The 13,710-nt window shown below is 66.5% G+C and carries 13 protein-coding genes; 6 read left to right on the plus strand and 7 right to left on the minus strand.

The window, feature by feature from the left end:
- Positions 1–2: 2 nt before the first annotated feature.
- The 3 genes from BJ970_RS19800 to BJ970_RS19810 all read right to left on the minus strand — a co-directional run bounded on the left by BJ970_RS19800 (position 3) and on the right by BJ970_RS19810 (position 5,784).
- The gene (locus BJ970_RS19800; RefSeq protein ID WP_184727619.1) at positions 3–2,267 is read right to left on the minus strand and encodes a helicase domain-containing protein; all 2,265 of its coding nucleotides are present in this window, start codon (positions 2,265–2,267) and stop codon (positions 3–5) included.
- A 208-nt stretch (positions 2,268–2,475) separates the two neighbouring features.
- Entirely contained in the window at positions 2,476–4,608 is a 2,133-nt protein-coding gene (locus tag BJ970_RS19805) for a UvrD-helicase domain-containing protein (protein WP_184727620.1), read from the minus strand.
- Between the two features lie 321 nt (positions 4,609–4,929).
- Positions 4,930–5,784, minus strand: coding sequence for a helix-turn-helix transcriptional regulator (locus BJ970_RS19810; RefSeq protein ID WP_184727621.1), 855 nt, complete (start codon positions 5,782–5,784; stop codon positions 4,930–4,932).
- A 99-nt stretch (positions 5,785–5,883) separates the two neighbouring features.
- Here BJ970_RS19810 and BJ970_RS19815 point away from each other — a divergent pair, with 99 nt between their 5' ends.
- Positions 5,884–6,648 (plus strand): SDR family oxidoreductase, encoded by a 765-nt coding sequence (locus BJ970_RS19815; RefSeq protein WP_184727622.1) that lies wholly within the window; start codon positions 5,884–5,886, stop codon positions 6,646–6,648.
- 67 nt (positions 6,649–6,715) lie between these two features.
- Here the strand turns inward: BJ970_RS19815 and BJ970_RS19820 are convergent, their stop codons facing one another.
- A complete protein-coding gene (locus BJ970_RS19820) occupies positions 6,716–7,201 on the minus strand; it encodes a winged helix-turn-helix transcriptional regulator (protein ID WP_184727623.1) in 486 nt (161 codons plus the stop codon).
- Between the two features lie 90 nt (positions 7,202–7,291).
- Between BJ970_RS19820 and BJ970_RS19825 the strand changes: the two genes are divergently transcribed.
- Both BJ970_RS19825 and BJ970_RS19830 read left to right on the plus strand, forming a co-directional pair.
- A complete protein-coding gene (locus tag BJ970_RS19825) occupies positions 7,292–7,906 on the plus strand; it encodes an NIPSNAP family protein (RefSeq protein WP_184727624.1) in 615 nt (204 codons plus the stop codon).
- 62 nt (positions 7,907–7,968) lie between these two features.
- Positions 7,969–8,316: a YciI family protein gene (locus BJ970_RS19830; RefSeq protein WP_184727625.1), complete on the plus strand. Its 348-nt coding sequence runs from the start codon at positions 7,969–7,971 to the stop codon at positions 8,314–8,316.
- Between the two features lie 13 nt (positions 8,317–8,329).
- Here BJ970_RS19830 and BJ970_RS19835 read toward each other — a convergent pair whose 3' ends face one another.
- Positions 8,330–9,166, minus strand: a complete 837-nt coding sequence (locus BJ970_RS19835) for a metal-dependent hydrolase (RefSeq protein ID WP_184727626.1) — start codon at positions 9,164–9,166, stop codon at positions 8,330–8,332.
- A 550-nt stretch (positions 9,167–9,716) separates the two neighbouring features.
- Between BJ970_RS19835 and BJ970_RS19840 the strand changes: the two genes are divergently transcribed.
- Positions 9,717–10,241 (plus strand): DUF3761 domain-containing protein, encoded by a 525-nt coding sequence (locus BJ970_RS19840; RefSeq protein WP_184727627.1) that lies wholly within the window; start codon positions 9,717–9,719, stop codon positions 10,239–10,241.
- 90 nt (positions 10,242–10,331) lie between these two features.
- Here the strand turns inward: BJ970_RS19840 and BJ970_RS19845 are convergent, their stop codons facing one another.
- Positions 10,332–10,541 carry a hypothetical protein gene (locus tag BJ970_RS19845; protein WP_184727628.1) on the minus strand — a complete coding sequence of 70 codons (210 nt, stop codon included), beginning with the start codon at positions 10,539–10,541 and terminating at the stop codon, positions 10,332–10,334.
- Between the two features lie 191 nt (positions 10,542–10,732).
- Here BJ970_RS19845 and BJ970_RS19850 point away from each other — a divergent pair, with 191 nt between their 5' ends.
- Positions 10,733–12,262: a hypothetical protein gene (locus tag BJ970_RS19850; protein WP_184727629.1), complete on the plus strand. Its 1,530-nt coding sequence runs from the start codon at positions 10,733–10,735 to the stop codon at positions 12,260–12,262.
- Between the two features lie 306 nt (positions 12,263–12,568).
- Positions 12,569–12,781 (plus strand): hypothetical protein, encoded by a 213-nt coding sequence (locus BJ970_RS19855; protein WP_184727630.1) that lies wholly within the window; start codon positions 12,569–12,571, stop codon positions 12,779–12,781.
- Positions 12,782–13,031: 250 nt separating this feature from the next.
- Here the strand turns inward: BJ970_RS19855 and BJ970_RS19860 are convergent, their stop codons facing one another.
- Positions 13,032–13,667 carry a hypothetical protein gene (locus tag BJ970_RS19860; RefSeq protein ID WP_184727631.1) on the minus strand — a complete coding sequence of 212 codons (636 nt, stop codon included), beginning with the start codon at positions 13,665–13,667 and terminating at the stop codon, positions 13,032–13,034.
- Positions 13,668–13,710 lie beyond the last annotated feature (43 nt).

The following is a 13,710-nucleotide window of genomic DNA, read 5'->3' on the forward strand; positions in this document are numbered from 1 at the left end:
CATTACTTCCCGGTGGGGCTGAGCGGGATCGCGCGCCCGGTCGCGCTCACCTCGGCCCAACGGTCGTCGCCACCGGCCAGGCAGGCGGGAGGCACGGCGGTGTGCAGGATGCCCAGCCGACGCGTGGCGCGGGTCAGCGCGACGTAGAGGTCGGCACCGCCGTGCTCGCCATCGCGCAGGATCTCGTCCGGGGCCAGCACAATGACCACGTCGAATTCGAGGCCCTTAGCCGCAGCCGGAGTCAAGGCCACGGCATCCTCGGGCACTGCGACGGTCGCTAGGGTCTGGGGTGCGGCGATCACGGCGATCGAGCGGCCGTCGGCCTTCGCCTCTTGTTCGACGGCATCGCGTAGCGCGTCGGTAAGAGCATCGGCCTCCACCCGTCGGCGCCACGGTTTGTCCCCGTGCCGGACCGAGTCGGGCGGCTTCAGACCCGGAGCGAATGCCCGCAGCACATTGGCGGCCACGGCCATGACCTCGATGGGGGTCCGGTAGTTGATCGAGAGCCCGCGGTATGCCCACCGGTCGCCGACGTAGTGGGACAGGACGGCAGACCAGTCCCCGGCGGCGGCCGACGAGTGGCGCTGCGCCAGGTCACCCACGATGGTCGCGGATCGGCTCGGGCACCGTCGCATTAGCACCCGCCAGGCCATCGGCGAGAGCTCCTGGGCCTCGTCGACGACGAGGTGGCCGTAGGTCCAGTTCCGGTCGGCGGCAGCGCGCTCGGCCAGCTCTCGGTGGTCTCCCTCCTCCTGGCGTCCGGCGAGGCTCGCGGCGTCGATCACGTCGCTGGCCCGCAGCGACTCGTCGTCGTGGTCGTCGTGGGAGTCCAGGATCTGCAAGACTCCCACGGCGTAGTCCTGCGCGTCCTGCTTTTTCTGGTTGGCCTGCCGGTGTTCCTCGACCAGGTCCTCGCCGAGCAGTTCGGCTGCCTCGTCGAGTAGCGGCGCGTCCGGAATCGTCCATGCCTCGTCCGCACTCCGATACAGCGCGGCCAGGCAAGCTCCGCCGCCTGCGGCGGCCGCCAGCCGATCATGCGAGGAGAACAGTTCGGCGAGCAAGCGCTGCGGGGTCAGTGCAGGCCACAGCCGTTCCACCGCGTCGTGAAAGCCCGGGTGAGACCGCAATTCGGCCCGCACGTCCGCGGCGAGCTCGTCGTAGAGGTCGGCCGAGCCATCCGTGTTCAGCCAGCCCTCTCCGATGCGGCAGACCGCCTGCCGCACCAGCAGTGCACCAAGGTGTTCTCGGAAAACGCGCCGAGCCGGGTTGTGCGGTAGGCCCACTGAACGGGCGCGTTCTCGCGCCTGTTCGGCGAGCGGGGCATCGACGTGCACGGCGACGTCGCTGAGCTCGATCTCGATCGGCTCGCGGGGGATTTCCTGACGATCAGCCACCGCTCGTCGCAACACGTCCACCATGGACGCATCGCCCTTGATCTTGGCCTGTTCCGCGCCGTCCTCTGCGGTGGCCGTCACCCCTGGGTACAACTCACCGGGAGCGGCCAGAACCACATCGGTCTCACCGAGCGAAGGCAAAACCGAGCCGATGTAGCGGAGGAAGCCCGCATTCGGCCCGATGACGAGCACACCCCGGCGCGATAGCCGTTCCCGGTGGTGGTAGAGCAAAAAGGCAACCCGGTGCAGCGCGACGGCCGTTTTCCCGGTGCCCGGCCCGCCCTCGATGACCAGCACGCCAGGCCGATCTAGGCGGATGATCTCGTCCTGCTCGGCCTGAATCGTGGCGACGATGTCTCGCATGGATTCCCCGCGCGGTGCCGACAAGGACGAGATGATCGCGCTGTCGGCCCCCACGGTCTCCGAGCCGTCGGCCGACACGAGGACGTCCTCGTGAAAGCCGAGCAGCAGCCGTCCGCGAGTCCGGAAGTGGCGCCGGCGGACAATGCCTCCGGGAGCGGCTTCGGTCGCACAGTAGAACGGCTGGGCACCGGGCGCCCGCCAGTCGGTCAGCAGCGGTTCGTCGACCTCGTCGTCGAACAGCCCGACTCGCCCGATGTATGACCTGATGCCGTCAACCCGGTCCATCCGTCCGAAGCACAGGCCATTCTCGGCCGCCCGCAGTTGGGACAGCCGACGAGACCAATGCGCCGTCCTCGCATCACGCTCCCAGAGCCGAGCCCCCTCTGTTCGCCCAGACTCTTCTTCGAGGCGTGCGGCGGCTTCGGCCTTCTCGGCATCGAGGTGCGCGTACAAGTCCGAGACGTATCGTCGCTCTGCCGCCAACTCGTCCTGTTTCTCGACGCTGGACATGTCCCTCCGAGCATGCTAAAATAACGAAAAGCGTTGGTGCGGATGACTTTTTGTTTTCTAGTTTAGAGTGGTTCGTCGTTGCTGTCGCGACACTTTCGGTCGCAGCTGGCCTAATCCGATAGGCTGAAAGCGCCTATTTCGTTGATTCTTGCTCCTCACCTGGTTGTCCATCCTATGTGGATGGACGTCCGTTATCTCTCTGTGTCGGCTATCCGACGTCGAGCACCGGCTGGAGGAAGACGCTGGGTTCACCGTGCCAAGAGACCCAGAGAGCATCGCGGGCCCGTGTGCAGGCTACGAACAGCAGGTTGCGTTCGGTCTGCATATCCTGCTGGTGCTGTTGCGGATCGTGCTCGGCGTCGATGACGGCATTGGGCATCGGGACCGAATGCCGGGACACGTCGGTGACGGCGACGCAACGGAACTCCAGGCCCTTCATCTTGTGCATAGTGCCGATGCGGACGCCCTCGCCAGCGGTTTCGAGGTCGCAGCTCGTGATCCGCGCGTTGCTCAAAGCCGAAGCGACGTCCCTGCCGAACTGTCTGGTACGGGCGGCGATACCGATTGTTTCGGCGGGCACGTCGTTGTCCAGCCACCTCCTGACCTGCGCCACGATGCCCGCGATCTCGCCGGCCTTGTCCGCGAAACCCCGGCATTCCGGCTGATCTCCGCGGAAGGAGGAACGGTAGCCGACGAGGTCGCTCTCCCCCTCGTCCATGTCGTCAACCCGTTCGCCGAGCAGCAGCGCCGTGCACCACAGCAGGATTTCGCGGGAGGTGCGGTAGTTGATCCGAAGGGTCGATGACCGCCCCAGGATGTTGATTCCCAGGCTGCGCAGCGAAACCCGGTTGTCGTAGATGCGCTGATGGGTGTCGCCCGCGATGAAGAGGTCATCCGGTCCCTCGGGCACGAGCGCGCGCAGCAAGCGCCAACGCGACGGGTGCAGGTCCTGCGCTTCGTCGACGATCACATGCCGGTAGCCGGATTCGATCCCGTCGTTGAGCGCGTCCGCGGCGACGTCGGCGACCTGCTCGAACGTGCACCGGTTCTGTTGCCGGATCAGTTCGGCGAATTCCGCGAATACCGCCCATACGGTGTTTTTGACGGTGCCGCTCAGGCGCATGCCTCGCCCACGCCGGTCCGCCTCCTGGTACTGCTCAAGGCTGACGATCTGCTGACCGAGCACCACCTGTCGCCACTCCTGGTCGAGGAAGGTGTCGGGCAGGTCAAGGCCGTGCTTGCGCACGATCCGTCGCCAGTGCTTGCCGCGGTCGCCGCGGCCGATGATGTCCGGGCTCCCGCCGTGCACGGCGCGGTAGTACCTGTTGGCCACCGCGTCCACGTGTGCCACCTCGATCCGCGCCCGCACCGCCGGAACGGTGATAAGAATGTCGAGGTTGCGAGCGAGTTCCTGAGCGAGGTTCTTGGTGAACGTGGTGAACAGGATGGTGTTCTCGCCGAGTGCGGGGTTGAGCGCCAGGTGCCGAGCCCGGTGCAGAGCCACCACGGTCTTGCCGGTCCCGGCCCCGCCGGTAACCCGCGCTGGACCCTTGTAGGGCGCATGTTCGGCGATATTGCGTTGAGAGTGGTGCAGGAAGACCCGCCACAGGTCAAACGGCCGTTGCAGCACCTCGTCGAGTCCGGCCGAGTCGTGCACCACCACGATGTGCCCCGGAGAGCGTTGCATAGCCCCGGCCAGATTGCCGTCCGGCGCGGTGGCTGACTCATCGGTGTCCTGGAAGAGGTTCTGCGCGAGCTCCCGCCACACGGCTTCGGGTGGTATTCCGGCCGCCAGTCCGGAGAGCACGTCGTATTGCAGTTCGGGGATGAGGGTTCCCAGCGCGTCGAGCTGCTCGTTCGACTGCAACGTCCGGCACAGCGTCCGGATCTCGTCGTCGATGCCGAGCCTGGTCAGGTCGGCGTCCGAGACGTGGTCGAACAGTTTCACCTCGGAGGCCGAGGGGCCAGAGTCCAGCTTGCGCAGGCCCTGGGTCGCGGTCTTGAGCGCGATGTCATTTCGGACCTCGATGCCGCGGCTGACCTTGTTCTTCGTGACGCGCCGGTGGCGCGCCCACTCCTCGGCCTTGTCGTGTGGAAGCACGCTGAGCAGCAGGTAGCTGACCTCCTCGTCGTCCGGAGCGACGATCACCCCGCGCCAGAAGTCGGTGATCCGGATGGTGCGGATCCGTGGATCACGGGCACCGGCGATCTTCTCCAGGTGCAGTCCGGCGTGGGTGTGCTCGCCGAACTTCGAGAAAATCTCATTTACCCGCTTCTGTACGGATTTCTCCAGCTTGGCGTACTGGGGCAGGAAGTCTCGGTGCAGACCAAGGGCGGCCACGCTCACTCCTCCGTAAGGGGTGAAAGATCATCGGGGATCGTCGATGACGTTGCCACAATGGCGTCGGCCCGTGGGGTGCATCACTGAATTGGACGCAACGCCGAGCGGAAGGCGCCGGTCCCGCGTCGAGCTGTTCCCGAGATCGCGGCGCAACTGGACCCCTCAGGCATCCGAAAGCGACTACCGAACCCGTGAAAACAGATCTGGCAGCACGATATTCGGCCGGACGTCCTGCACCACTTCGTCCACGTGCAGAACTCGAAAGGCCGCGTCCGGAATGTACTTCGGCGATCGCGGTCGTACGAGGCTTTGTCTCCTCGGCTAACTCGGACGCGCGTCGGCGGGGAAGCGCTCATGCCCCAGCACGCCGAGCAGCTGTAGCTTCTCGTAGCCCTCGGTGTGCGGGGGAGCGGTGAGCACCAGCAGTGCCTGGGACTGGTCCTCGGTGAACAGCACCTGGCAGTCGAGCTCGATCGCGCCGAGCTGCGGATGGATGAGCGTCTTGTGGTCCTCGAAGCGCTTGGCGACCTCGTGCCGTTCCCACAGCTCGGCAAACTCCGCGCTCTGCTTCTTCAGCGCCCGCACGAGCTCCCCGGCCCGCGATTGCGGACCCATCGCCCCGAAGGCGGCGCGCAGGTTCGCGACCTGAGCCCGACTTTGCCGGTCGCGGTCGTCCTCGGGGTAGCGCAGCCGCTCCGAGTGGTCGGTGAACCAGCGGTAGATTCCACTGCGGGCAAGGCCCGTATAGCCCGACCTGTCGCCGTACAGGGACTCGGCCAGCCGGTTCTGCACCAGTGTCTCCCCGAGGTTGGACAGGATGAGCGCCGGTGTGTCGTCGAGGCGGTCCAGCACCCGCAGCAACGCGGGCGCGACATGCGTGGCAGCCGACACCGACGAGGGGGCATTGCGTCCGGCCACCTGGAACAGGTAGTCACGTTCGCCACCGGTCAGCCGCAGCACCCGGGCGAGCGCGGCGAGCATCTGCTCACTCGGCCGCGGGCCCCGCTGCTGCTCAAGCCGCGTGTAGTAGTCGGTCGACATCGCGGCGAGGGCCGCGACCTCCTCACGCCTGAGCCCCGGGGCCCGGCGGCGGGCGCCCGGGGCAAGCCCGACGTCTTCGGGCTGCAGCCGCTCCCTGCGGCGGCGCAGGAAGGCCGCCAGTGCAGCACGATCCATGGTTCCAGTATCCCCACACGCGCGGCGTGAACCAGGGACTGCGGATCCCCCGATGAGTGCTCTCTGCACCCGCGCCGGCCGACCGGCCAGAGTCGAGGCATGAACATCTCCGGAAACACCATCTTCATCCCCGGCGCGACAAGCGGCATTGGCCTCGCCCTCGCACTTGAGCTGGAGTCCCGAGGTAACACCGTCATCGTCGGTGGCCGGCGCGCCGGGCTGCTTGAGAAGATCGCCGCCGAACACCCCGGCATCGACACTGTGCGGATCGACACGGCGGATCCCGCGAGCATCGATTCCGCCGCCAGGGAGGTGCTGGCGAAGCACCCGGACCTCAACGTCCTGGTCACGATGGCCGGCATCATGCGCGTCGAAGACTGGCACAAGCGCGAGTCCTTCCTCGCCTCGGCCGAGTCGGTGGTGACGACCAACGTGCTCGGCCCGATCCGCCTTATCGCCGCGTTTATCGAGCACTTGCAGGAACGGCCGCACGCCACGATCGTCACGGTCTCCTCGGGCCTGGCGTTCGCGCCGCTGAAGGTCACGCCGAGCTACAACGCCTCGAAGGCCGCGATCCACATGCTCAGCGAGTCGATCCGGCTCCAGCTCGCCGACACGACCGTCAAGATCGTGGAGCTTGAGCCGCCGGCCGTGCGCACCTCGCTGCTGCCCGGTCAGGAGAACAGCGAGTTCGCGATGCCGCTTGACGAGTTCGTCGCGGAGGTCGTCGCCCTGCTCGGATCACAGCCCGACGCAACGGAGATCCAGGTCGAGCGCGTAAAGTTCCTGCGCTACGGCGAAGCACGCGGCGACTACGACCAGGTCGTTGAGACCCTCAACGCCTCCGATCCCCACGCACAATGACCCTCGTCGAGGAAGCGATCAAAGAGATCAGGGCGCGCTAGGGCCGCCGCGTCTGGTTTGCAAATCCTCACTGCTCGTGGTGCTTGTCGGTGTCCGGCTCGTCCGGCCGATCGCCGATGACCGGCGCGACGTCGAGGGCGTCCATGGGTTCGCCGCAGGCACTGCACGCCAATAGGGGCTGTGTGATCTGTCCGCAGCCGGTGTGTTTGATGCCGCGGGGGGTACGGTCGCCGTCCGGGAGGTGTGCCTCGGCCCACTGCGCGATGGTGACCCATGCCGGCATGATCGTTCGGGCCGACTCGCTGAGGTGGTATTCATACCACGGCTTGTCCGGACGGTATTGCCGCTTGACCAGCAAGCCGAGGTCGACCAGCGCCGCGAGTCGTGCGGTGAGGATATTGGGTGCGATGCCCAGAGCGCGCTGTAGTGCGCCGAAGCGGCGGACGCCGTAGAAGACCTCCCTGAGGATCCCGTAGTTCCACCGCTCGCCGAGGATCGCGAACAACTCGCGGCCCTGCGTACCCCGATATGGATCAGCGACGCCACCAGTCATGCCTACACGATAGCCCAAGTACTTGCAAGATGATAGTACTAGTGGTTAGCTACCACCGTGCGGCTGGGAAACCGATCACGAGGAACAGTCATGCTGTACGAACTGGCGACACTGTCGCTGCGTCTGTGGTCCGTATCGAAAGCGTTGCCCGGTATCGAGACCTACACCACGAAGCCCGGCACGCCCGGAAGGCTGCTCGGCTGCTGGGAGACCGAAATCGGGGAGATCGTGACCCGTCTGCTGGTGCTCCGTGGTTTTGACTCCGCCGAGGAGCTGGCCGAGGAACGCCGACGAGTGCTGGGCAGCTCCGACCCGTTCGGCATCGGAGAGCATCTGACCGGAATACAGCTCGAAACCTACGAACCGTTCCCGTTCCTCCCGGACGTCACCCCCGGACAGTACGGAAGCGTGTACGAGTTCCGGACCTACCAGCTCGCCATCGGCGGCTTGGCGCCGACCATTGCCGGATGGCAGGAGGCCGTGCCGGAGCGCACCGCGATGTATCCGCTGACCGTGGCAATGTACGGCCTGGACGGCGCGCCCCGTATCACCCACATCTGGCCGTTTCCCGACCTCAACGCCCGAGCTGCGATCCGGAAAGAATCCTATGATCGCGGCATCTGGCCGCCGCGCAACGGGCCGGAGAACATTCAGCGCGCGACATCGACCATCGCCCTGCCCACCGCGATCTCCCCACTGCACTGACCTGGCCGACTTACCGCGGCGGGGCCGCGGTCCCAGCGGAGAGAACCTGGAAAGGAAACCCCATGCCGCATTTCGTGGTCACGTATGTACACCCGGACCCGGACGGCTGGGTCCGTCATCTCGACGCCCACCTCCACTGGATCCTCGAGCAAATCGAGGCCGGAACACTTCGGGCATCAGGCCCCACCCAGGGCGGCGACGTGCGCTCGGCACTGCTGGTCTTCGCCGGACCGAACGAGGAGACCGTGCGGGCCATCGTGGACACCGATCCCTACATGCAACACGGTCAGGTCTCCGGACTCACCATTACCGAATGGGACCCCATTTTCGGGATCCTCGCGAACGAATCCAGCCGTGCCGCCCACACCGACGAGGAACTACTTGAGCAAATCCGGAATTTGACAGCATAAGAGCTCAGCGCGCTCATGAGGCATTTATGAGTGCAGCCAGGTCTGGCAGCAGTAGCCACACCACCACCAGCAGCAGGCACACGACCTCGATCACGCGCTCGATCTGCTTGCCCGACTTTGAGCCGACTCGCCAACGCAGCATCTCCGGAAGCAGGTGGCTGCGGCGCCACCGCGAGCCCGCGCACGCTGCCCCTGCCTTGCATTTGGCGCAGCGGCGGCGAAGCGGCCAGAACCACGGGATACCTGAGCGGGTGGCCGAGTCGCCGGCGGAGTGCACGATCATGCCGACGGTGACGCTGGCGCCCGCATACCAGCCGAGCCCGTTCATTGCCCCCGAGGCGGTTAGTCCGGCGGTGAGGAGACCAGCGGCGAGCAGCGCCGGCAGGTCCTTGTGGGTGTGGAGGTTCCGGCGCACCCAGCGCGGCCCCGATCGGGACAGCGTGCTAATCCCGGGGGCGAGGACGAGGACCAGGACGATAGCGGTCACCCACGGGGAGATGAGGGCACCGAGCGCGATGAGCAGCCCGAGGCCGAAGGCGAACAGTGGCGTGTGCACTAGGCCACGGTGCGCACCGTCTCCGGGCGAATCGTGTGGGAGCCGGGTTCTGCGGTATGCCACGCGGGCCAGCGCCTGGAACGCTTGGCCGACGATGCCGGTGATGGGGCCGGCGGAGCGGTAGGCGGTGGCACCGTCGGCGTCCAGGTCTGGCAGCAGCGCGGCCCCGGCGCCGACTAACGCGCCGACCGCGGTGCCGGCTGCGCCGAGTTCAGCCCCAGTCATCGCGCCGATTGCCGACGATGTCAACGCCCCCGCTAGCGCGCCGCTGTATGCGTGGCCGCCTGCCTCCATGCCCCAACTCCTCTGGCCTCGTGGCAAAGTCGCTGAATCAAGATGTCCAGAACCTGCCCGGCCATGACGACCGCCAGATGAACGAATTGATCGTTTGCGCGCGGCGCAGCAGGTCGTCGGTCCCATCCCGGACCGACGACATCTGGCGATTTGGCCTATGACCTGAAGAAGCGGATGGAGCAGGCTATCTCGTCTTCGAGAGTCGCCAGAACCTCAAGGGGTCTGATTCGCTGTAGTTTGCACCCGGATTCGCACTCAGATTGTCCACAGTAGACGTTAACCTTCTCGCGGTTGCGGCGGTGATCTTCGTGGTTACCAAACCCTCGGTGCCTCCGGTGCGGTGACCCCGATTTGAATGTAGCCGACCTTGCTTGGGACATCCGTCGAACAAAGAAAGTTGCTGGTCAGCGTTACAACTCCCAACCCGCCTCATGTCGACGCGTCCATTTGAGTGAATGTTACTGATTCGGCTAACCCAGCGTGACTGGCGGCGATGTATCGACATGCCCGGCCACTCTGAGCGCCGGACAGCCAAGAAGGTACCCCGTTCATGAACCCTGTCGAACCTCGTGGCCGTACTCGCGCGATCCACACCAGTCGTTCCACGCGTCGCCCCTTATCCACCGTCTTCTCGGTCCTAGGGGCTTTCCTCGTGAGCTGTGTTGTCCTGGCAGGGTGCCAGGATCGGACGGCAGTACCGGCCAATCCCGGGATCGTCCCAAGCCCGGCGGTGAGTGCCCCGGCAGTTGCCTCCTCCGCCTTGGCGTCGCCTGCTCCAACGACCGAGAGCCCGGTCCCACCGGTCAGCTCGACGGAGTCGGCCCCGGCTGCGCCAGTAACAACCCATGCTCCGGTCAAACCCACCCAAGCTGCCCCTACGCGAGCGACAGCTGGCATTACCAAATGCGGCGCGGATTATTACCGCAACGTAGACGGCAAGTGTGTGCACGACCCGGTAAAGGGAGCCGCCCCACCGGCTGGCGCGACCGCTCGATGCAAGGACGGCAGCTACAGCTTCAGCCAACACCGTCGAGGCACCTGCTCGGGGCACGACGGCGTCGCGGAATGGCTGTAACAATCCGCGGGCACGTTGGGTTTCCATCAACGCCTCGCCGTCGCTGTGGCGATCAGGTGCTTGCGCCAGCACGGGGTGCCTGGCACCGGGCTAGCGGAGCAAGGTGCGTTGGACGAGGGCGGTGATGAGGTGGGGCAGGGTGCCGGGTTCGGTGACGATGCCGGTGACCAGCAGTAGGAGCACGACAAGCCGGCGGAAACGGCGGGGGTCGCCCAGCACCCTGTCGAGTGCCTGCCAGCAGTGCCGGGGCCGGTGGTGTTCTGGCTGCCTGTGACGAGGGTGGTTCGGGGTGCTGGGCATCCGGTTCTCCTTGCGGGATCGGGAGAGGCATCGGGGCGGTGGTGGTTGCTAGCCGCTGCTGCCACTTGATGTCCCTCGCTGTGGGTGAGGTGTCGCTCGCTCTGGGTGGCGACTGGTGTTTGATTAGCGGCGAGAGTCCAGAGTCCGGGAAGGCACAAGACCGGACACCCGAGGTAGGGCGGTGAAAAGTCGTGGGTGATCAGCAGGGCCGGGAGGCCGTCGCCCGGTACCGCAAAGGGCTGCTCGCCAAGCGTTTCACCCCGCCACTGGTCGAGCTGCTGGCCGAGCTGCGTGAGCTCGCGCTCAAGTGGTTTACCCAGGTCGAAGCCGCAGGGCGAGTGGAGCCCGGGGACGGGCCGAAGCTGCACGAGGTCGATCCGGACACCGGACAAACCGTGGTGTCGCGGCGGCGCGTGTCCGAGCAGCTTTCACCGCGTGACCGGATAAGCCCGCCATGTATCCAGCTGGTCGAGGCGTACGTGACCATGTATCTCGAGCGCAGCGGCACGGCCTCGGACGGCCTCAACCGCAGGATCAACACCCTCTACGAGGCTGCGCGGGTGCACGCGGATCAGGAGAAACAGCGGCGGCGCCGCGCCCCCGAGCCCCCGGGACTGCCAGGCGTGTCCTCGGCTGAAATACGTGAGCGAGAACGGCGGATCACCGCGCTCGAAGCCGATCTGGAGCAGGCCCGTCGGCACGTCAGCGAGTTGGAGCAAGCCCGCTTGCAGGTCGCCGAACTGGGCGCAATCCGTGACCAGCAGGCAGGTCAGATCGCCGTCCTGGCAGCCGAGGTGAACCGGCTGCGTGAGCAATTGGTCAACCAGGACACGGAGCTCCAGCAACTACGCGAGCAGCAGCACCTGCACCAGCACGAGATCAAGGATCTGAACACCAAGCTGCTGCGGGCCCTCGCCGAGGCCGACCGCATGCAAGCCCGCATAGCCGAACTGTCCGGAGACCTCACCGGCCCAGACCCCCGCGACTTTGTCCGGCAAGGACCCCCTACGGACACACAGCCTGCCCGCTTTGGACGCGCCCGCATCGGCAGGCGCATCCTGTTCAGCAGGCCGAGGAGGCGGCAGCACCAGCTGAGCATGTGGTTGTTCGCCTGTGCTTTCGCCGTTGGCCTGGAGACCGGCCTCGGGGCCATCTTCGGGCACACCGCCGTCGTTATCGGGATCTGCTCCGTGGTCGGTCTTGCCATCGGGGGTTTCGGGCACACCGAGGGCGACCTCCTGTTCCGGATCACTGACCGGGGCATCAACCTGGGCGTGCGCAATGGATCGTTCCGCTGGGATGACATCACCCGCCTGACCCTGGTCACGATGCCCGCCAAGGACACCGAAGAACTGGGCCCGAGCGGCAACGTGAGCTCCGCGTGTCCGCGATGCGGGAAAACCGGAATCAGGCCCGCTGTCGCGCTTGAGGTCTACGGCGCCGCCGGCACCACCATCGCTCAGCTCAACATGGCCTACGTGGCCGCACCCGACGTCGTCTACTGCCTGGCCTGCCATCTGCGGAGAAAGGACACGAACGGGGGCCCGGAGGCTCGACGTCGGGTTGCCCCGCCGGTGGGCCTGCAATTCCTGGACAACGGATGGGACCGGTTTGCCGAACTTGTCACCGACGCAGCCCCGCACATCGAACTCACCAGGCACTCGCTGAAGAACCTGAGCCCTCGGAACTCCCCCTCCGAGCCGCTCCGAAAACGACCCTGACCGCATCGAGTAAGACGATGTGCCCTCCGCTGGGGCCCGTTGGACGGGCGATCGTGTTCCTGCGACCTCGGTACGCGGGTCGCGAGACACCGAATGGGATGACTGCAACGAGCCGGGACCTCTCCCGGCTGGCGTTGGTGCGTCCCAGTTTCGAGACCCCGGACCATAGACAGACGGTCCCGGGTCCGGCCAGCACCGGCCCCAACGCGAACATGAGGTTGGCCGTGGCGAAATACTGCAGGGTGATCACTACCGCGGCCGTCATCCAGAGCGCGGGGAATAGTGGTCCATCTCGACGACGAGCCGATGGTGATCACCTGGCGAGATATCCACGAGGTGGGCAAACGAGGACACCGAGCAAGCCCGCTCGAGCGAATGGCGGGCGTGGACACCCAGTGGATGATATGGGTCGTCGATGGCCGAACCCTGTGGTTCGACAGCAGTACCGACGACTCGGAAGAGTTGGCCGACGGCATCATCGCCGCATGGGGACGGGGACGAAACCAGAACCCGCAATAAGACAACCGGAATCCGCATCGACGCCGCCGGCGAACCGCACCATTACGCAACCAGTCATGTCAGCCTCGATAGCTGGTGCCGCGCCGGTGTCCACTGCGGACGGTTGCGACCCCGGCAGGCGGCTCGTGTGGTGAGTATGTGCAGTCATGGCTGGCCGCCGCCGAGGCCGGATCCGTGCTCGCGAGCGTTGGCCATCCCGCACTGATCACACCGATCACGGTGGGAGTGCGGCACGGGACGCGCTTGGCGGTCAGTCGGTCTCGATGTTGAAATCCCAGATGGCAACCACGGTGCCGGCGGTGCGCCAGGTGACCTGGGCGGCGCCCGCGCGGAAGGTGCCGGTCAGCTTCAACGTGGCCGGCTGCCCGCCGCTGGCGGTGGCCGATGCCGGGCCGGAGGCCGCCAACGGCACGGCCTGCCCGGTCTCGTCCCGGGAGCTGAAATCCGCCGCGTGCAGGGCAAGCGCACCGGTGGCGCTGGTGGCGGTGATCGTGATGGTGCCGGTCACCGTTTGCGGTGGAGTCGTCGTGTTGCTGGGCAGGACGACGTCCGGTCCCAAGGCGGTAACCACGGCGCTGACCCCGCCGGGCAGGGTCACGCGCACCGGGGCGCCGATGGCCAGCAGTTGCGGGTGACCCGGGCTGGCGGTCGGGGTCGGCGCGGCGGCCGGGGCGGTGGGAATGGGCACCTGGCCCAGTTGCTGGACCACGCCGGCGGCGTCGGTTGGGCCAGGAGCAGCGGCTGGCGCGTTGGTGCAACCGGCCAGTGCGGTTGTCACGGCGGCCAGGAGGCCGAGGCCGGCCAGCGCGGCGGGGAGTGGTCGGCGGGTGGTGCTGGGCCGGTTCGGACCGGCCCAGCACGACCTCGCACGGGGTGAAGGACTCACGTGATGAAGTGTCCTCAGCGGTAGTGATTCGACAGGGTTGCGT

The sequence above is a fragment of the Saccharopolyspora phatthalungensis genome (genome assembly GCF_014203395.1).
Taxonomy (GTDB): domain Bacteria; phylum Actinomycetota; class Actinomycetes; order Mycobacteriales; family Pseudonocardiaceae; genus Saccharopolyspora; species Saccharopolyspora phatthalungensis.